Source organism: Marinobacter salinus (genome assembly GCF_001854125.1).
In the GTDB taxonomy this organism is placed as follows: Bacteria; Pseudomonadota; Gammaproteobacteria; order Pseudomonadales; family Oleiphilaceae; genus Marinobacter; species Marinobacter salinus.
Genome location: NZ_CP017715.1, coordinates 560,676 through 580,187, shown reverse-complemented (window position 1 = coordinate 580,187; position 19,512 = coordinate 560,676). Strand labels below are relative to the sequence as shown.

Below are 19,512 nucleotides of genomic sequence, written 5' to 3'. Positions count from 1 at the left end.
GTCCGTGTCGCACCCTGCCAGTCATTCGAGAATGCTGATTGTGTTTCGAGAATTAGCCTTGCTTTGGTATAGGGCCTCATCGGCACGCCTCAAAGAGTCCTCGTAGTTACTGTCCGAGTCCCGGAATCTGGCTATCCCAACACTGACCGTTACGCTCGCTCGGGTGTCACCAAGTTTAAAACGGACAGCCTCTATAGCCCGACGGATTCTGTCGGCGAGAGTCCAGGCATCGTCGGTACTGAACCCCCTGAGCAGAATTGCAAACTCTTCACCACCTAGCCGATAAGCACGATCGGATGGCCTTAACTGATCGCGAACCAGAGTTGCGACTTGGCTGAGCACTCGATCCCCCATGGCATGTCCGTATGAATCGTTTATGTTCTTGAAGTGATCGAAGTCGTACATGATGATTGCAGAGTTGAATCTTGATCGAACAAATTCCGAATAGTTGCTCTTGAGGTCGTGATTGAATTGCTTTCTGTTGAAGAGCCCCGTCAGTTCATCGGTAACCGATTCCGTCCGCAATTTCTCTTCGAGCACTTTCTGCCCGGTTACATCCCTCATTACACCCAGAACGGTTCCCCCGGTTTCCACGTGAACTGATTCTTCAAGCCATCGAATGTGCCCATGGCAGTTGCGGAGCCTGAAGGTTACCTTTTTACCGGAATTGCTTCTCATGTCCCGATGGAGGGAGTCGAAATGGTCTCTGTCTTCCGGAACACATAAGTCCCGGACAGCTTCAAGAGATGGAGGAGTATGGCCATTGATCCCGAGAATCCGAGGCATCGTGGTAGACCATATCATTCGGTTTGTTGTTAGATCCACCTCCCACCAAGCCAACCCTCCCGCGTCCTGAGCCTTCGCAAGTCGAACGTTGGCTGCCTCGAGTTGCTTTTTCATCACCTCCATAGCCAGCCTTTCGGAGTCATCCCGAATGACGGCAATGACATATGTTGAGGATTCCACAATGAGCCGATTCAACATGATATCGACAGGCAGGTTAGAGCCATCCGCCCTCCTGCCATGAAATCGCAATCCAGTTCCCATTGATCGACGAGCAGGCCGACTAAAAAAGTGTGCAACATGCTCCCTGTGCGCTGCGACACTCAGCTCAGGTATTAAAATATCCAGAGATGCCCCTTCAAGGTTACTTGCGTCAGTGCGAAATAGATCCGCTGCCCTGTGATTCACTGCGACGATTGTTTGGTCCGGATCAACCAGAACAGCGGCATCGGGCATTACAGTGAGCATCCCCCTGGCATTCTTCAGTTTCATTGGTTTTCTTTTTCCGGGCAGTCAAGGTAAGCGTTTTTGATTGCAACGAAGCTGTCAACATCATCCAGGAAGAGCTCGACGAGCTCCGGGTCGAAGTGAATCCCACGGTTTTCCCGTATCAACTGAATGGCGTCCGCCAGAGGCCAGGCTTTTTTATAGGGTCGCGCGGAAGTCAAGGCGTCAAACACATCCGCCAGAGCCGCAATTCTCCCGGAAATGGGGATAGTGGTGCCTTTCAATCCCTTCGGGTAGCCAGAGCCATCCCATTTTTCGTGGTGATTCAAGGCAATTTCACGGGCCATGACAAGAAGATCGCTGTCATTACCCTCAAGAAGCCTTGCGCCAATTTCCGCGTGAGCTTTCATGGTTTGCCATTCTCTATTATCCAGTTTGCCGGGTTTCAGGAGAATGGCGTCCGGAATACCAATTTTTCCGATGTCATGCATTGGGCTTGCATTCAGAATCAACTCACACTGTTGTTGAGACCAGCCCAGTTTTCTCGCCAGCAAGGCGCACATTTTGCTCATTCTTATAATGTGATTACCCGTTTCCTCGTCGCGATACTCTGCCGCGTGGCCTAGCCGGCGAATTATTTCAAGCCTGGTATCCTGAAGTTCCTGGGTGCGCTCTTGTACCAGCATTTCCAGATGGTCTTTTTGATTGTGCACCAACCGGTGTGACACATGAGCATCAAGGAAATTCTGGACGCGCATCAGCAGTTCCCGACGGTCAAACGGCTTGCTGATAAAGTCGCGGGCTCCGGCTTCCAAGGCTTTCAGCAGATATTCCTGTTGGTGCTGGGCGGTCAGAATAATAATGGGTGGCAAAAGAGAGTCTCCCAACCGTCCCAACTCTTCCATCACCTGATAGCCGTCAATCCCCGGCATATTCAGGTCCAAGAGAATCAGAGAGGGGCGATATTCCCGATAGAGAGAGAGAACCTCGCGCGGGTCACGGATCAAGACCAGATTGGTGTAACCCGCAGAGGTGAGTATTTTGTCCAACAATTTAAGATTGGCCTGTTCGTCATCTACGATAAATATCGTCTGTTCATGAAGTTTTTTGTCTGAAAAAGCGCTCATATGTTGGCTATCCGAGATATCTCTCTAATGTATTCATCAGTTCGTCGATATTAATTGGCTTGGTCAAATAATCGTCGAAACCGGCACTTCTGCCCATTTGCATATCGTTGCGCATGGCATTTGCTGTTAGCGCCAGCATTGGCCTCTCGCTTAGCTTTTCAACCGACTTCAGTTGATCAAGAAGCGCATAGCCGTCCATGTCCGGCAGGTTTATGTCTACCAGAATAAGATCCGGCGAATAATTTTTGGCCAGTCTCAGTCCGTCAGAAGCGCTGATTGCGGAAACCAGAGCAAATCGGGGCTGTCGTTTGATGATTCGCTCGACCAGCTTCAGGTTTGCTGGATTGTCCTCGATGTAGAGTATCGTCCTCTTGTTTTCTTGAAGTTTGTCCGGAATGCCATCTGATGAGGAACTTAAACAAAGCGTGGGCGAGGCGCTGGTATATGTGTCACGGCATTCAGCGGGCAAGCGTATCCAGAAGGTGGAGCCTTTTCCGACCTTGCTGGAGACACCAATACTCCCCCCCATAAGCTCGACCATTTGTTTCGTAAGAGACAGACCAATCCCGGTGCCTTCAATATGGCTAAGCTCCGCCCCCAGCCTGTTGAATGGCTGGAACAGATCGGGGATCCGGGATTCCGGAATGCCATGCCCGGTGTCTGAGACTTGAATATCTATCCAGGACTCCTGATAGAGCCTGGCCTCAATCAAAATACTTCCATCCAACCGGTTATACTTCACTGCATTTGAAAGGAGGTTCAGCAGGGCCTGCTTGAGACGCGTCCAGTCAGCAGTTACATGAAGATGTTCAATCCCGCGAGTTGTGACAGTAAGGCCTCGTTTTTCGGCAGAATGTTTAATCAATATCAAGGCATTATGAACAACTAAGCTGACCGGCACGTTTTCAAGGGATAACTCCAGCTTGCCGGATTCGATTTTGGCAAGATCAAGCACCTCATTGATCAGTGCAAGCAGATGCGTACTGGCGGAGAGAATCTCACTGATGCTGTCTTGCTGATCTTCATTTAATTTCAGGTCGCTTTGCAGCAATTGTCCAAAACCCTGAATGGCGTTCAGAGGCGTGCGCAGCTCATGGCTCATGTTGGACAGGAATTCCGATTTAGCGCGGTTAGCCTGGTCTGCCCGCAGCTTTGCCCGGACAAGGCTCTTCCGATTGACCTCCTCCATGTCCAGCATTCTCTGGGAATTGATTATGACCCCGTAAGTTGCCATGAATGGCCCTAAAAACTCGATGATTGAGGAGTCATAACCAGAAGGTCGGTTCGCAAGAGCAAAGGTTCCAACCAGCTCCGAACCGATAAAAATAGGAACACTGAGGAGCGTCCGGATCTTCGGGTGCCCGTCAGGAAGACCGGTAAAAAGTCCCTCGGACTGCGATTCATCAATGGTGATGATTTCTCGTTCGCGAATACACGCACCAAGGGCGTTGTCGAGGTCATGAAACTCGAATTTATCCGTGCCGACACGACTGTACATTTCCGCGGATTCTGGCCCCCACGAAATATCCGTAATTGACTGTATTCTGAGGAAAGGCGAATTCTCAGCCGAGAAAAGAACCTCTGCAAGGAAACCAAACTCACTGCCGGTAAGCTCAAGCAGGCTCTTTAGCATGGAGTCAAGGGTTGCACTGAACTTGCCTTCAAGAACAAATGCGGTAAGAGAGTCATGGAGCATATTCAAGAGCATGGTTTGGCGTGACAACTGCTGCTTGGTTTCGCGCATCGCGGTAATATCTTCCACCACGCCCAACATCTGCTTTGCAGTGCCATCCGTTCCACGAACGATCGCTCCGGTTTCCAGCAACCATCGCACCGTGCGATCAGGCCAGATAACCCTGTGCTCTATCTGATAAGGAGCGTCATGATCGATGGATGCCTGTATCGCAAGCTGTACCTTGGCCCTGTCGTCCGGATGTATCGCCGCAACGAAGTTCTCAAAAGAGGTTTCGAGCTCACCCTCGGGATACCCGAACAGCATAGGGACTCTCTCGGTCCAGAACAGTTCGTCGTTTTCCAGATTCCACTCCCAGGTCCCGATGTTTGCAAAAGACTGCGCCCTGCGCAGACGCTCCCGGCTGCGTTCCTGGTGGAACTCCGATATCCAGCGAACAAGGGAATGGGATATGACATTGCCAAGCACGTTAATCAGGCCCTGTTCAGAAAAAATTTCCGCGAGTCTGCCGCCTTTGGTGCAAAGGGTGAGGGAGCCCAGTTCCGTTTCATGTGCCCAGAGGGTTGTCTCAAGGCTTTGGTGATCGACTTGCAGAGGCACTGCAGCACACTCAGTTACACCTGAGATTGATATGGTCGGAGATTGACAGACATCGGATGCGACATTTTCCCACGGCGCCAGAACCTGGTCAGTTCTGTGAATTCGAATGGAGATATGGCTGATACCCAGAAACTCGCTTAGCGGTTTAAGAGCGGTCGAGAGGGTCTCATGAACATCGGCCCAGTGCCCAGAAAGAATCCCGGCGCTGACCTCGCTGACCAGGCTTGCCAGCTTGCTTTGCAGCGCTATATCCTGTTCAACTTTCTTCACATGTGTAATGTCTTTGCGAATGGCGATGTATTGATATGGGCGTTTATTGTTACCCAGGAACGGCACAATAGTTGACGACACCCAGTACAACGAACCGTCTTTTGCACGATTGCATATCTCGCCCCGCCAGACGTCGCCAGACGATATGGTTTCCCAGAGTTCCTGGTAAAACTCAGGGGAATGATGGTGAGACTTGAGTATCCGGTGGTTGTTGCCGAGTAGCTCCTGTTCCGAGTACTGACTGATATCGCAAAATCGCTGGTTTACTTCGGTTATTTGTCCCTTGTCGTTAGTCTTGCTGACAATGGCATGATGGTTTAGTGCAAGGTGTTCCTGTTCCCGTTCATGAAGGATATCGTAGATCCGGCCGCCCGGTGCTTTTCGCGACGCTTGTTGACTCCAAAGCTCCAACAGGAAACGGCTCAAATTCGGGTAGTCCACACAATATATATGTGCTTGCCCCTGGACCAGGCAACTCTTCAGCTCCGAATCGGGCACTTCTCCCGCAATGAAGATAATCGGCCGGACCGAGCCTCCCGGGAAAAACCTCAATAGGGCAGAGATATCGGTGAAATTTGTTTCACATGGGCAATGGCTTAGTAAGACCGCATCAGTATCGTGATTGATAAGCAGATCGAGGAGGGACCTGGTGTCCGTTGCACGTATTGCCTGTATTGGCTGCTCTGAAAGATCCCTTCTGAGTGTTTCATAAACGGTATCGCGATCCTCCAGAACCAGGAGGCTTCTGGTCAAGCTGGCGTTGAAAATACCCAGCTCCCTGCACGTGTCAGCCAGTATCCGTGAGGTAGCAGGTTTGGTCAGGAAGCGGCGTACCCCTGCGTCAATGGCATCCTCAGCCGCTTCCAGAGAAATCGATTTCCCCATTGCCACGACCGGGACGGCTGCATCGGACTGGGCACCCAGCAGTTCCTTTAGCGTCTCTCTCAGGGATTTCTTCTCAAAGCTATCGGCATCAACAAGCCACATGTCAGGTGCGCTGTTGCCCCTTACAGCATTCATAGCCGGCATTAACCGGCAATTCAATCCGTAAGATGAAAGAGCTCTTCCCTGTCGCTCCAACCATCGGCTTGTGTTTCCGTTGCCCAATACGTTTATAGTTATCATTTCAAAGATGTCAGGTGCTGTTTCGCTCTCGTAATCTATAAACGAGACCTGCGACCTCGCCAATCTGTCTTTTGAGTTCGTGCATGGACTCCTGGGCTTCCTTGACCACCCCCATAGCGGTGTCACCCAGGTCATTTATACTGACGATCTTCCCGGATATTTCAGAGGACGCATTATGCTGCTGCTCTGCGGCTGCTGAAGTTCCATCGCACGCCTCGGAAATCCGCTCGATAAACGTCACCAGTTCTGCGAGGGTATCTTCTGAACTGATGGCGTTTTCAACGGTTTTTTGCGCATAGTTGTCGCAACGCTGCATGGACTCGGTCGCGTTTGAAACGGTCTCGTGAAAACGTCCAAGCGTTGTGTTGATCTGTTCAGTTGTCGTTTTTGTTCTCAGTGCAAGGCTGCGAACTTCATCCGCAACTACTGCAAAGCCACGACCCGCATCGCCAGCCCTTGCTGCTTCAATGGACGCATTCAGTGCAAGCAGGTTTGTCTGTTCTGTGATATCTCCAATTACGCTAAGCGCCTCCGCGACCCCCTTACTGGCTTCCGTTAACTGGCCGACCGCTCTTGACGCCTCAGAAAGCTCCTTTGAGAGCGCATCCATACTATGCCGTGTTTCCTGAGTCAGGGCCTGACCGCTGGAAACCCGTTCATTTGCCAAGCGAACCTGGTCAAGCATCCCTGACGCGTTGCTGGCCACCTCGCGCGACGTGGCCGACATCTCTTCACTGGCAGCGGCAATGGTATCTGTAGCAGTGGACTGTTCCTGAACGGCAGAATGCGCATCGTTGCTTCTGGCAATCGTATGCTCCGCGCCGTCGTGCAGCTTGCAGATGACGTCGTCCATCCGTTTGACGATGGCGTCAAGTTCGGCGCTCTGCTGGGTAATGACCAGTTCCAGGCTACCGATGTCATCGACCCTTCCGGTAAAAATCTTTTCAGCAACACTGTCATCAATGACGTCCCGCGCTCTTCGGACGCACTTCCTCAGCGGACTGGTCAGACCGGTAATGGCTGCGGCCATAACGAGGAAGGTGACTGCCCAGATTGACGCAGCTATAACGGGAGAGTCCGTGGAATACTGGGCAACCAGGGCGATAGCAAGGATGACACCGAGAGTGAGGATTAGCTTTGTATGCAGACCAGGCCCTCTGCGAAGACTCGCGGGTTTTACGGGTCCTTTGGTGGGCTGGGTTTCACGCAGTTTGGCATACAGCTTCTCTGCCCGCGATTCAGCTTCCGGAGACAGCTCCGATCGAATGGACTGCAGTTCAACGAGTTCGCCACTTTTTCCGGTAACCGGGATGGCATAGGCTCGAACCCAGTAATGATCCCCGTTCTTGCAACGGTTTTTAACCGCGCCAAGCCAGGTCTCACCTGCTCTAAGCCGGCGCCACATCTCTTCATATGCCGCCCTGGGCATGTCCGGATGGCGAATGATGTTGTGCGGTTGCCCGATCAGCTCTTCTTTCGTGAATCCGCTGATTTCAATGAATTCATCATTGATATGGGTAATGTGGCCTTTCGGATTGGTGGTCGAGAGGATGTTTGCGCCCGAACGGACAGGCACATTTCGATTGGTAACTGGGTGGTTCGCTCGCACGGCTCGATTCTCTTTAAAGGCTTAAAGGCCAAATTACGGTTTGATGCATATACGCAAGCCAGTATGGATCAGATTTCGATGCTTTATTTGGAGAGCAGCTATTTAAATACACCTAAATATGATCCTTAAATTTACGTAAGCCCTTGTTATTACAAGAAAGTTATTTTTACGAGTCTGTATTTAACCGCTATTTCTGACTTTTATTGTGCAAAAAACGGATAGATCAGAGCCGCTTTTTGCAATATTCGGATAGGCATTTTCAATACAGGATTTTTTAAATCGGGAGAGGGCGAGGTCGAATGAAACTGGATAAGATCAATAATGCTGCTTTGGTAAATCTCTGGAGAGAGGTTTGTTGGCCCAAACGCAAAAAAGGCAGACCAGTAGTTAACTGATCTGCCTTTCTCTTATATGGTAGCGGGGGCAGGATTCGAACCTACGACCTTCGGGTTATGAGCCCGACGAGCTACCAGACTGCTCCACCCCGCATCAAACTGGTTGTTTTCTCGGGGAATCCCCGATCAACGTGGCGCGCATAATAAGGGCTGAAACCGTGTCTGTCAAAGTTAAATTCGTTTTTCTCGATACTATCGCTCAAGAATCGCAGTGACGCCCTGTCCGCCGGCGGCACAGATGGAAATCAGTCCGCGCCCGCCGCCTTTTTCTTCCAGCAGTTTTGCCAGCGTTGCCACAATGCGGCCGCCGGTGGCTGCAAACGGGTGACCTGTTGCAAGGCTACTGCCCTTGACGTTGAGTTTGCCCCTATCAAGGGACCCCAGCGGTTTGTCGAGCCCCAGGCGCTGCTCACAGAACACAGGGTCCTCCCAGGCTTTCAAAGTGGACAGAACCTGTGCAGCAAAGGCCTCATGGATTTCATAGAAATCGAAATCCTGCAGCCCCAGGCCGGCCTTTTCCAGCATCCGGGGTACAGCATAGGCAGGAGCCATAAGCAGCCCCTCTTTCTTGTCCACAAAATCCACGGCTGCCACTTCGGAGAACGTCAACCAGGCCTTTATTTCGTAGTTGTGAGCCTTGGCCCAATCTTCACTGGCCAGAAGCACGCAAGAGGCACCGTCTGTCAGAGCCGTGCTGTTTGCGGCAGTCATAGTGCCATTTTCTTTATCAAAACAGGGCTTCAGCGTAGCGAGCTTTTCCAGGGTCGTGTCGGGGCGCAGAATATTATCTTTCTCCAGTCCGGCCAGAGGTGTCATCAGGTCCGTGAAGAATCCCTCGTCGTAGGCCCTGGCCAGTTTCTGATGGCTCTCCCAGGCCAACTGGTCCTGGTCTTCCCGTGCAATGCCCCATTCATGGGCGGTTACCTGAGCATGATCCCCCATGGACATGCCGGTTCGGGGCTCACCATTTTCCGGAATTTCCGGCACCAGATGGCCAGGCCGGAACCGCCCCAGAATTTTCAGTCGCTCTTTGAGCGATCTGGCCCGATTCATGTCCAGTAAAATCTCACGCAATCCTTCACCGACACCGATCGGAGCATCTGAGGTCGTGTCGGTGCCCCCTGCAATGCCACATTCGATCTGCCCCAGTGCAATCTTGTTAGCCACAAGTATGGCGGCCTCCAGGCCGGTTCCGCAGGCCTGCTGAATGTCGTAGGCCGGCGTTTCGAGTGCCAGACCACAACTCATCACGGACTCCCGGGTCAGGTTGAAATCCCGGGAGTGCTTTATAACCGCACCGGCTGCCACCTCACCCATGCGCTGCCCCTGAAGGCCGTACCGGTCGACCAGTCCCCGGAGGGCGGATGTCAGCAACTCCTGATTACTGATTTTGCTGTAGGCAGTATTCGATTTGGCGAAGGGAATACGGTTGCCGCCAATAATCCCAACACGGCGGATACCCCGGGCGGGCGCCGCTGCTTTCTTTTGGGTGGTTTTCGGTGCCTGTGCCATCATGAAGTCCTGTTTTGAGAAAATGTCCCTATCGGGCAAGTCTAACCTTAAAGGCTAGTCGCTCATTGGCATCCCTGACAACGTGCCCCTGGTATTGAGTCAATCCAAAAACTGCCCGATTCTTTACCCTGTGGGTCATGGGCACCCAAGGCGCCACTTATCAACCACAAGGAAGAACCCATGTCTGACCTCTACCTGAAAATCGTTAACACCCCGGTCGGCAAAACCGCCGCACAATCTCTGGGCCTGCCGGCACCTGTCCCGCTGAAACGGCTGAAGCGCGTCGACCAGCCCTTCCTTGAAGGCGACGTGCTGATCGGCGCCGCAGCCGGCGGCAAAGCCATAGCCACACTGGGAGGCATTGTCGGCGCCAGTGCAGCCACATTGCATCATGCCAGCGGCGTGGACTCCCTGAAGGACTCGTCAAGGGCAGGCAATAAGGCCAAGGCCCTGGAATTGAATCAGGATCTCAGCCTTCGGCTCTCGGCGCTGGTTTTTGACGCCACCGGTATCAAGAGCCCCGATGATCTCCGGGCGCTCTACGACTTTTTCCATCCGACCATTAAAAAACTGGGGGGCAACGCCCGAGTGCTGGTCATCGGCCAGGATCCGGCAACCTGCCGGAAAGCCCCCCAGGCAGCAGCACAACGGGCACTGGAAGGTTTCGTACGGAGTGTCGGCAAGGAAATCGGGAAAAAAGGCTCTACTGCCAACCTGTTATGGATGGCTCCGGGGGCAGAGAAACAACTGAACTCGAGCGTTCGCTTTTTCCTGTCCGTCCGCTCGGCTTACGTTTCCGGCCAGGTTGTGCGCATTGCCAAGGGCACAGAGGCGCCGACCAGCAACCCGGTTGCTCCACTCACCGGCAAAGTCGCTCTGGTTACCGGCGCCTCCCGCGGGATCGGTGCCTCCATTGCCCGGACACTGGCTCGGGATGGCGCAACGGTTGTCGGACTCGACATTCCACCCGCTATGGAAGAACTGCGGAAGGTCACCGATGGAATAAAGGGAAAAGCGCTGGCCTGTGATATTACCGACAAAGCAGCACCAAAACTCATCGCCGACTATCTGGAAGAGCATTTTAAAGGTGTAGATCTGGTCATTCACAATGCCGGTATCACCCGTGATAAAACACTGGGCAATATGCCCGAACACTTCTGGGATATGACCATTGCGGTCAATCTGAGCGCCGAGGAATTGATTGACGAAGAGCTTATGAACCGCGAACTGTTACATGGGAATGGCCGCATCGTCTGCATTTCTTCCATCAGCGGCATTGCCGGTAACTTCGGACAAACCAACTACTCAACCGCCAAAAGTGGCGTGATCGGCTACGTGGAAGCGATGGCCCGGCACGCAAAGAATGGCATTACCATCAATGCCGTTGCCCCGGGTTTCATCGAAACCCAGATGACTGCAGCCATGCCCATTACCATCCGCGAAGCCGGAAGGCGGATGAACAGCCTCTCCCAGGGTGGCCAGCCGATTGATGTGGCAGAAACCATCGCCTGGTACTGCAACCCGGCGTCCAACGGCGTTAACGGAAACATCGTGCGTGTCTGTGGTCAATCATTGATCGGAAGGTAATAAAAAAGGCAGGCCCGAAGGCCTGCCTTTTTAAGAATCTTGGTGGGTGGTACTGGGATCGAACCAGTGACCCTCGCCTTGTAAGGGCGATGCTCTCCCAGCTGAGCTAACCACCCAGGAAAAATGGCGGAGCGGACGGGACTCGAACCCGCGACCCCCGGCGTGACAGGCCGGTATTCTAACCAGCTGAACTACCGCTCCGCATCAATTCTGGCCCTGAGGGCCGGAACCTGAAACCGGATAGGGTGATCCGGTGATGCACTTTGAAAGTGGTGGGTGGTACTGGGATCGAACCAGTGACCCTCGCCTTGTAAGGGCGATGCTCTCCCAGCTGAGCTAACCACCCACTTTCCAAACCGCAAAGCCTTGGAAAGGCTTCCACTTGCAACGCCTAGCGTTGATTACTGAGGCAGTCTGTCTGTCTCAATCAAGTGAGACGCGCATTTTAAGCATTTCCCTGACGGTGTCAAATATTTTCCAGTCATTTTCGGAAAAAACCTTTAACCCTTTAAAAATAGAGCATTTTCTAAACAAATTCACTTGATAGAACCCGACTTCCGGTTCCGCCTTAACGGCCGCACCTCGGCCTTTCCCTGCCCTGCCTGCTCGGCTTTGTGCTTCAGCGCCAGCTCACTGACATTTGGGCGCCTGCGCTCTGGAACTGCCCGGTGTGCCAGCGAGCAGTTCAGGTCATCCAGGCGCTTTTGAACGTCGTGCCAAGTGTCCAGCAACTGGGGCACCATCTCTTCTGCAAGCTTCTCCAACCTGCCCTGCAAAGAATCTTTCAGTGACATTGTCCAGCTTCCCGACTGCTCTCAACTGATCTCAGTGTAGTAACCCGATCACACATCGACAATTGCGAAGCTGATCTTATTTCCCCTCGTTCCGGCTATCCGTTCAGAAAATCCACCAACTGTCCCCGGACTCTGCCTCTTCGCGTCTCTCGCGTTCCAGTTCGAGCCTGGCATAATCTTTTTCGAGTTCTTCGATTTTTCGATCGGCTTCAAGCGGAACGGACGGGCCTCCACCAAAGGGCCAGAACCAGGACGCCGACTCATATTTTCCCTCTTCCTTTAATCGCTCGATTTCCAGTTCCCGCTCCTCCTCAAGCATGACCATCCGGCGCTCAAAGTCCTTGTCCTCATTGGTTTCAACAATCGACGTGGCAGCATGGTTGGGCGCCAGGAGGTCGCTGCTCAAAAAGCGTGTGGTGAGGATTTCATCAGCCTGCATGGCATAGTCACGCGTTACCAGCTGCAAGTCACCCTGCGCGAGCGGGTGCTCGGGATCCAGATCGGGGTGAGCCTGGCCGGGCTCGGTCAGCTCGTTGTATCGCAGATAATAGATGCCGCCAGCCTCAACCCGGAGCTTTGCATCAGCAATGAGGCTCAGGCTGAAGGAGTTCATGCCCTCAAGCCCCAGTAACGGCCGCCGCATGGCAATATGCCGCTCGCCCGGGCTGACTTCCAGCCAGGTATAGCTGTCGTTCCGGATATTGAAATAATGCTTGTCGTCTATGTAGACGCTCGGAGCCTCGATCTCATCTGCCGCCCACTGGGAATGGGTTCGGTAGAAATAGATGAGGGCGTTCTTGCGGTTCCACTGATCGTTGGGAATGTGGACGAAATCATGCCCGGAAACCGGATGCAGAAACGCTCCCGTGCTCTTGCCTATAGACTGGTAAACCGTGCAACCGGACCCAAGAATCAGAGCAAACAGGGCCAGCGCCCGGAACGACAAAACAAACGGGCGCTGCGCGCCCGGCACGGTATGGGGCATTCGGGTTTTCATTGTTATTCACTCTTCATCCTTTCGCGAGTTGCCTGATCATAGCAACTGCCAAACGGCAGAAATGAGAGCTACCGCAAGGGATGAATACAAACCGTTACAAACTGCTACGAGCCGCCCGCATACCCACGCCTGAAACTACCCCGCCTATTTCGCTGACAGCTGTGACCGCAGTGTATTCACTTCTTCCGACAAACGAACCAGTCGGGATGTCAGCTGCGCCCGGGAAGAATCAATCGCCTGAACCGTCTTTTTCACACTCGCCAGTTCGTTTTGCAGAGCACGCAAACGACCATCACCGGCAAGAGAATCGGTTTCTTTCTCGAGGGCGGTAATCCGTCCCTCCATACCGCTGATCCCAAGTTTTTGCTCCTGTTCAAACCGACGGATTCTGCTCTCTACAATCTGGTCCACGCCAGCAATTTCCTGGCTCAGGGCTGTCAACTGCTCTGTTGCCTGCCGGTTCGCGTCCTGCAACGACACAATCGATGTTTGCGTTTGATCTTTCAGAGCCGCCAGATCATCCGTGAAAGAGGACCTCATTTGATTCATGGAAGTTTCCATCGCGGCCAATGCCTTGCTGTCTTCCGCGAGCCCCTTTTCAACCGCGGTCAGGCGCTCCTGGTGGTCATTCAGCCGGGCCTTGTTCCGCTCGTTGGAAACAACCCACAATTTGCCGATCTCACTGTTGACGGTTTCCAGCTGCTTTGTGTTGGCGGCAATCTGGTCTGACAACGAGGCTCCCCGCTCTTGCAGACTCTCGCCGGTCTCAGACAACTCTCCCTGGAACCTGGCCAGGGCCAGCTTGCTTTGGCGCGCCCAGTAGTCTGCCTCTTCAAGCTGGCTTTCCAGTGCCTGAATCCGTTGATTCTGCGAGTACCAGCCGGCAACCGCCGCACAGGCAAGCCCGATCAGCAGCAGCCACAACAGGGAGAGGCTCCCCCGACCGCTCCCTTTGCCTCCGTCACCCTTGGCCCGCTTTGTAGGCTTCGGCGGCTTTTCCTGCCCTCCACCAGATGAAGGTTGTGGCCTGGGCTCTGCAGGCCTCTTTCGTTCCGCACTACCGATCGGCGCCTCGGCTCTCAATTCATCGTCGTCTGGACGGATGGGTTCCATTACAGCTCCTGGATATGGACGGGATTAACCTCAGGAGCTGATAATACATGCACTTATAAACTGAGTGAAATGACGGGCCGGTCAAGAACCCCTTCTTCAGACCCAAAGCCCGCCAGAAGTGGCCTTTGTTGCATGGCGAGTAGCCAAAACATACAATGGCCGGCTTTCCAATTATCACAGGACAGTTGCTTATGCAGCCGCTTGTAGGACTCATCATGGGCTCCAAATCCGACTGGCCCACCATGGAACACGCCGCTCATATGCTCGAAAAGCTCGGCGTGCCCTATGAAACCAAAGTCGTCTCTGCCCATCGCACTCCGGATCTGCTATTTGACTACGCAAAGACCGCCTCTGCCCGCGGCCTGAAGGTCATCATCGCCGGTGCCGGCGGAGCTGCTCACCTGCCAGGCATGGTTGCATCACAGACCTCCCTGCCAGTGCTGGGCGTTCCGGTGCAGTCCAAAGCGCTCAACGGTCTCGATTCCCTGCTTTCGATTGTCCAGATGCCCGGCGGTATTGCGGTAGGCACGCTGGCAATTGGCAAAGCCGGCGCGACTAACGCGGGTCTGCTGGCAGCCCAGATTATCGGCACATCCGATGATAATGTGCGCAAAGCGGTTGATGAATTCCGCGAAACACAGACGCAAACGATCCTGGACAACCCGGATCCCAGCGATCAGTGAACTCAATCCGCTCACACTGACAGTTTCGGATGCCGAACGACTGCAGGAGAACACACATGAGAATTGGTGTACTAGGCGCCGGTCAACTCGGGCGCATGCTAGCCCTCTCGGGCTATCCACTGGCCAAGACCTTCGTTTTCTATGACATGTCAGGCAGCCCAAGCGCCGGCCTGGGAGAAGTCATTATCGATCGGGAAGGCCAGTACCTGGATGACTTTCTCTCACGGGTAGACCGCGTCACCTACGAGTTCGAACACCTGCCGGTCGAAGTTGCCGAGAAGCTCGCAAAAGAAAAGCCGGTTCATCCCTGCCCCCGCGCCTTGAAGGTTTGCCAGAACCGGGAAGCAGAGAAAACCCTGTTTGGCCAACTGGGCATACCCACGCCCGACTGGAGAATTGCGGACAGCGCGGAAGCCCTGAAGAACGCAGCCGAGGAACTCGGCTGCCCGGTGGTCGCAAAATCCAACACCGAAGGCTACGACGGCAAGGGCCAGGCAGTTCTGAAAACTCCCGAAGAGGCAAAAGCCGCCTGGGATTCCATTGGTCACCCGAGACTCATTGTCGAAAAGTTCGTTGAGTTCCGGCGCGAAGTGTCCATGATCGCCGTCCGGTCGGAAGACGGGGACCTGGCGTTCTACCCAATGGCGGAGAATACGCATCACGAAGGCATTCTGCGATACTCGATCGCGCCTGCACCCGGCCTTGAGAGGCACATTCAGGACGATGCGGAACGCTACATCAGGGCACTATTGAACGAATTGGATTATGTTGGCGTATTAACTCTCGAGCTATTCGAAACTGCCGACGGGCTTGTTGCCAACGAGATGGCGCCTCGAGTTCACAACTCAGGGCACTGGACCATCGAAGGCGCAATGACCAGCCAGTTCGAGAATCACATCCGGGCGGTCAGCGGCCATCATCTTGGCAACGTTGAGCCCCGTGGGGTGAGCTGCATGATCAACATTATCGGGGAGCATGGCGACATTGAACGCATCCTTGAACTGCCCTACGCTCATCTCCACCTTTACAATAAAGGGGAGCGCCCGGGCCGCAAACTCGGCCACGTAAACATACTGGCGGACAGCTACGAGGAACTGGTATGGCGGGTCCGGAACTGTGCCCAGTTCCTGCCCGGCAGCCCCGAGTTTAAAAGCTCTTTGACAGCAAAGGGTTGATATAGCTCAAATCGCCCTTATATTGGCCAAGTGTACATCCACATAAACAGAGAGACAGGGAGAACGACCTCATGGCATTTGAACTTCCCGCACTGCCTTACGAAAAGAACGCTCTGGAACCGCACATTTCCCAGGAAACCCTTGAGTATCATTACGGCAAGCATCACAACACCTATGTAACCAAGCTGAATGGCCTGGTTGAAGGTACTGACAACGCCAGCAAGTCTCTCGAAGACATCATCAAAAGCGCCAGCGGCCCGCTGTTCAACAACGCGGCTCAGGTATGGAACCATACCTTCTACTGGCACTGCCTGAGCCCGAACGGCGGTGGCGAGCCGACAGGTGCCGCCAAAGACGCCATCGAGAAGGCGTTTGGTTCGTTTGAAGACTTCAAGAAGGAGTTCAACGACAAGGCCGCCAACAACTTCGGCTCAGGCTGGACCTGGCTTGTGAAGAAGGCGGACGGCAGTGTCGCCATTGCCAACACCAGCAACGCAGAAACCCCGCTCACCGGCGCGGACAAGCCTGTACTGACCGTCGACGTATGGGAGCACGCGTACTACATCGATTACCGCAATTCCCGTCCGAACTATCTGGAAGCGTTCTGGAACCTGGTCAACTGGGATTTCGTGAATGAGAACCTGGCCTGATCAAACAAGTTGTTTGACGGTCATACTGTAGCTGGTAACAGCTGCAGCAAAAACGCCCGCCCAATGCGGGCGTTTTTGTATCTCTGGCACACGAAATCCTTACAAATTGAAACACTCAGGCCCTGCATTACCTGAAAAAATTGCCGATACTAAATACAGTTACGTAATCCCTGAACCATAATCACAAGAAAACGCCGGGCCAACTCCATAAGCAACACTGAATATGCGAGACTATCGGCTTCCTGACAAACCGGATGACACTAAGGCCTGAATGCAAAACTCTTTCGAGGTTGAACATCGCCTAGCCTATCGTATTTTACGGTGGATCCTTGCGGTAGCGCTGATCAGCGGCGTAATCGTAAGCACCATTCAGGTCATTCTGGACGCCCGACATGTCTCCCGGGACATTGATGATCAGGCAGCACAGACCATTGCCATGGTGAGGGATGCAGCCACCCAGGCTGTTTTCAGCATCGACGGAGAGCTGGCCCAGCAGGTGGTGGACGGCCTATTTGCGCGCGAAGCCGTCAATGTGGCCCGTATCGCGCACCCCGATGGCGAACCACTGGGAAACCGCTCCCGCCCCTTGCAACAGACCGTTTTCCGCCCACTGACAGACCGGATTTTCAACGCTACGCGCATTTATCGGACACCGTTGGCTCGTCCGGGAGACCAGAATATGGTCTTCGGGTATCTCGAAGTTCACTATGACACCGCACCGATAGCCAAGACCTGGCTCGACCGGGCCACCCTCACGTTCGCTTCCGTGGTTGCAACCGCCCTCATTCTGGGACTGGTGATCTATTTTATCTTTCACCTGCTGCTTACCCGGCCGCTGCTGCGGATTGTCCATTCCGTGAAACAGGTAAATCCGGTCTACCCCGACGACCGGCTAGTGGCAATCCCGGCAGGCCATCAACGAGATGAACTGGGCCTGTGGGTCAACGCAACCAACAACCTTCTCGTGGCGATTGGCGACAGTCAGAAGCGTCACCGTGAAGCAGAAGATCGGGTCAGCCGGCTTTCCCGTTATGATCAGCTGACAGGCTTACCCAGTCGCGACACGTTCATGGAGTTGCTCGAACGGGACATTGAGGAGGCGAAAAACAGAAACAATGTTCTCTCACTCACCGTTCTGGGTATCGACGACTTCAAGTCCATTAACGAGCAGTGCGGCTTCCGCACCGGGGACCTGATTCTCCAAACTGTCGCCGACCGGTTAACCTCGAAGCTGGGCAGTACCCGATTCACCCTCGCCAGACTTGGCAGCGACCAGTTTGTGATTGTGGAAAAGGGACTCAGGGATGGCTTCCAGGCGGCAGACACCGCAGAGAGAATACTCGGTTACATCAGCACCCCGATGAAAGTGGAAGACCAGACAATCGCCATGACCGCCACCATGGGGGTTGCGTTATTTCCCTCTGACACCGGAAAAGCTGACCGCCTGCTGCAAAGCGCCGAACAAACCATGACACTGGCAAAGCAGGGTGGCCAGAATCACTTACAGTTCTATGTCGCCAGCATTGACCAGGAGATCCGGAACCGTAAACAATTGGAGCGCGATCTATCCCAGGCGCTGACCAATCATCAGTTCCACCTGGTTTACCAACCCCAGATAAACCTGGAGAGTAAACGTGTAATCGGCGCGGAGGCACTGCTTCGATGGGAACACCCGACCCGTGGGCTGGTACCACCGGATGATTTCATTCCTGTCGCGGAATCGAACGGCTCGATTGTCGAAATCGGCCAATGGGTTCTGGAGCAGGCGTGTTGGCAGGCCGCTCGCTGGGCATCGGTGGGGACACCACTGCGCATTGCGGTTAACCTTTCTGCTGTGCAGCTCCGCCAGGAAACCATCGTAGACGACATCCTGGAGACTCTCGAACGTCACAACATTCCGGCAGGCCGGCTTGAACTGGAAGTGACCGAAACCAGTTTTATGACCAACCTTGCGGAGGCCGTGGAGAAGCTTCACCAGCTGCACAGGGCGGGGATAAGTATCGCCGTGGATGATTTTGGCACCGGCTATTCCTCCCTCACGTACCTGAAGCAGATGCCGGTTCAACACCTCAAGATCGACAAGCAGTTCATCCGTGACCTGCTGGTTAACGAAGAAGACACCCGTATTGCCAACACCATCATTGATCTCGGTCGGAGTCTTAACCTATCGGTTGTCGCGGAAGGGGTCGAAACAGCAGAACAGGAATACTATCTGAGCCAACGGGGCTGCCAGTTGGCGCAGGGATATTATTTCAGCAAACCCCTTCCCCCAAGGGAATTTGAAGCTTTTATCACACACTTCCACGAGAAAATCGTCGAAAATAACGCCTGACCTACTACCCCCAAGAGGAGTTGCCATGGGAACCACCCTAATCGGCCTGATCGTGATTGCCGTCGCTGTCATTTATCTGGTGGTCATATACAACCGCCTTGTATCCCTGAGAAACCAGTTTAAAAACGGTTTCGCACAGATCGATGTTCAGCTTCAGCGCCGGCATGACCTGATCCCCAATCTCGTGGAGGCTGCCAAGGCCTACCTCAGCCATGAAAAAAGCACGCTCACCCAGGTTATGGAAGCGCGCAACAATGCGGTCAGCGCCCAGAAAGATGCCGCGAAGGATCCCGGGGACGGAACCAAAATTCAGCGCCTTGGCGGTGCCGAAAATCTCCTGACCAAGGCCTTGGCCAATTTCTATGCGGTGGCAGAAAACTACCCCGAACTGAAGGCCAACGAGACTATCCAGCAATTGATGGAAGAGCTTTCCAGCACCGAGAATCGGGTCGCCTTCGCTCGCCAGGCATACAACGACGGCGTGATGACCTACAACACCTTCCGCGAGCAGTTCCCCAACAACATTCTTGCAGGTATGTTTTCCTTCAAGGAAACCGCTCAGCTGGAACTGGAGTCTCCCGAGGCTCGTCAGGCTCCCAAAGTCGCCTTTTGAGGTCCTG

14 protein-coding genes and 4 tRNA genes are annotated in these 19,512 nt (G+C 53.8%); 6 read left to right on the top strand and 12 right to left on the bottom strand.

Features of this window, described 5'->3' with window-relative positions:
* Window positions 1-21: 21 nt before the first annotated feature.
* The 6 genes from BKP64_RS02725 to BKP64_RS02700 all read right to left on the bottom strand — a co-directional run bounded on the left by BKP64_RS02725 (window position 22) and on the right by BKP64_RS02700 (window position 9,561).
* Window positions 22-1,275 (bottom strand): sensor domain-containing diguanylate cyclase, encoded by a 1,254-nt coding sequence (locus tag BKP64_RS02725; protein ID WP_070965692.1) that lies wholly within the window; start codon window positions 1,273-1,275, stop codon window positions 22-24.
* Complete coding sequence (locus BKP64_RS02720) at window positions 1,272-2,357, bottom strand: HD-GYP domain-containing protein (RefSeq protein ID WP_070965689.1); 1,086 nt, start codon at window positions 2,355-2,357, stop codon at window positions 1,272-1,274. The genes BKP64_RS02725 and BKP64_RS02720 overlap by 4 nt, the downstream gene beginning before the upstream one ends.
* Before the next feature lie 7 nt (window positions 2,358-2,364).
* Window positions 2,365-5,940 carry a PAS domain-containing protein gene (locus BKP64_RS02715; protein WP_198402638.1) on the bottom strand — a complete coding sequence of 1,192 codons (3,576 nt, stop codon included), beginning with the start codon at window positions 5,938-5,940 and terminating at the stop codon, window positions 2,365-2,367.
* Between the two features lie 115 nt (window positions 5,941-6,055).
* Entirely contained in the window at window positions 6,056-7,654 is a 1,599-nt protein-coding gene (locus tag BKP64_RS02710; protein ID WP_070965684.1) for a methyl-accepting chemotaxis protein, read from the bottom strand.
* A gap of 412 nt (window positions 7,655-8,066) precedes the next feature.
* Window positions 8,067-8,143, bottom strand: a tRNA-Met gene (locus BKP64_RS02705).
* Between the two features lie 98 nt (window positions 8,144-8,241).
* Window positions 8,242-9,561: an acetyl-CoA C-acetyltransferase gene (locus BKP64_RS02700; RefSeq protein ID WP_070965682.1), complete on the bottom strand. Its 1,320-nt coding sequence runs from the start codon at window positions 9,559-9,561 to the stop codon at window positions 8,242-8,244.
* A gap of 180 nt (window positions 9,562-9,741) precedes the next feature.
* Between BKP64_RS02700 and BKP64_RS02695 the strand changes: the two genes are divergently transcribed.
* Window positions 9,742-11,148 (top strand): 3-oxoacyl-ACP reductase, encoded by a 1,407-nt coding sequence (locus BKP64_RS02695; protein WP_070965680.1) that lies wholly within the window; start codon window positions 9,742-9,744, stop codon window positions 11,146-11,148.
* Window positions 11,149-11,188: 40 nt separating this feature from the next.
* On the opposite strand, the gene BKP64_RS02690 is transcribed toward BKP64_RS02695, so the two are convergent.
* From BKP64_RS02690 to BKP64_RS02665, 6 genes are all read right to left on the bottom strand, one after another.
* Window positions 11,189-11,264, bottom strand: a tRNA-Val gene (locus BKP64_RS02690).
* A gap of 8 nt (window positions 11,265-11,272) precedes the next feature.
* Window positions 11,273-11,349 (bottom strand) — tRNA-Asp (locus BKP64_RS02685).
* A 69-nt stretch (window positions 11,350-11,418) separates the two neighbouring features.
* Window positions 11,419-11,494 (bottom strand) — tRNA-Val (locus BKP64_RS02680).
* 190 nt (window positions 11,495-11,684) lie between these two features.
* Window positions 11,685-11,942 (bottom strand): hypothetical protein, encoded by a 258-nt coding sequence (locus BKP64_RS02675; RefSeq protein ID WP_070965678.1) that lies wholly within the window; start codon window positions 11,940-11,942, stop codon window positions 11,685-11,687.
* Between the two features lie 103 nt (window positions 11,943-12,045).
* A complete protein-coding gene (locus BKP64_RS02670) occupies window positions 12,046-12,939 on the bottom strand; it encodes a DUF2846 domain-containing protein (protein WP_070965675.1) in 894 nt (297 codons plus the stop codon).
* Between the two features lie 144 nt (window positions 12,940-13,083).
* Window positions 13,084-14,052, bottom strand: a complete 969-nt coding sequence (locus BKP64_RS02665) for a coiled-coil domain-containing protein (RefSeq protein ID WP_070965672.1) — start codon at window positions 14,050-14,052, stop codon at window positions 13,084-13,086.
* Between the two features lie 191 nt (window positions 14,053-14,243).
* Here BKP64_RS02665 and purE point away from each other — a divergent pair, with 191 nt between their 5' ends.
* From purE to BKP64_RS02640, 5 genes are all read left to right on the top strand, one after another.
* On the top strand, window positions 14,244-14,735 hold the full coding sequence (purE, locus tag BKP64_RS02660) for a 5-(carboxyamino)imidazole ribonucleotide mutase (RefSeq protein ID WP_070965669.1): 492 nt from the start codon (window positions 14,244-14,246) through the stop codon (window positions 14,733-14,735).
* A 56-nt stretch (window positions 14,736-14,791) separates the two neighbouring features.
* The gene (locus BKP64_RS02655; protein WP_070965666.1) at window positions 14,792-15,910 is read left to right on the top strand and encodes a 5-(carboxyamino)imidazole ribonucleotide synthase; all 1,119 of its coding nucleotides are present in this window, start codon (window positions 14,792-14,794) and stop codon (window positions 15,908-15,910) included.
* A 71-nt stretch (window positions 15,911-15,981) separates the two neighbouring features.
* Window positions 15,982-16,560 carry a superoxide dismutase [Fe] gene (gene sodB / locus BKP64_RS02650; RefSeq protein ID WP_070965663.1) on the top strand — a complete coding sequence of 193 codons (579 nt, stop codon included), beginning with the start codon at window positions 15,982-15,984 and terminating at the stop codon, window positions 16,558-16,560.
* A 271-nt stretch (window positions 16,561-16,831) separates the two neighbouring features.
* The gene (locus tag BKP64_RS02645) at window positions 16,832-18,892 is read left to right on the top strand and encodes a putative bifunctional diguanylate cyclase/phosphodiesterase (RefSeq protein ID WP_070965660.1); all 2,061 of its coding nucleotides are present in this window, start codon (window positions 16,832-16,834) and stop codon (window positions 18,890-18,892) included.
* 25 nt (window positions 18,893-18,917) lie between these two features.
* The gene (locus tag BKP64_RS02640) at window positions 18,918-19,505 is read left to right on the top strand and encodes a LemA family protein (RefSeq protein ID WP_070965657.1); all 588 of its coding nucleotides are present in this window, start codon (window positions 18,918-18,920) and stop codon (window positions 19,503-19,505) included.
* Window positions 19,506-19,512 lie beyond the last annotated feature (7 nt).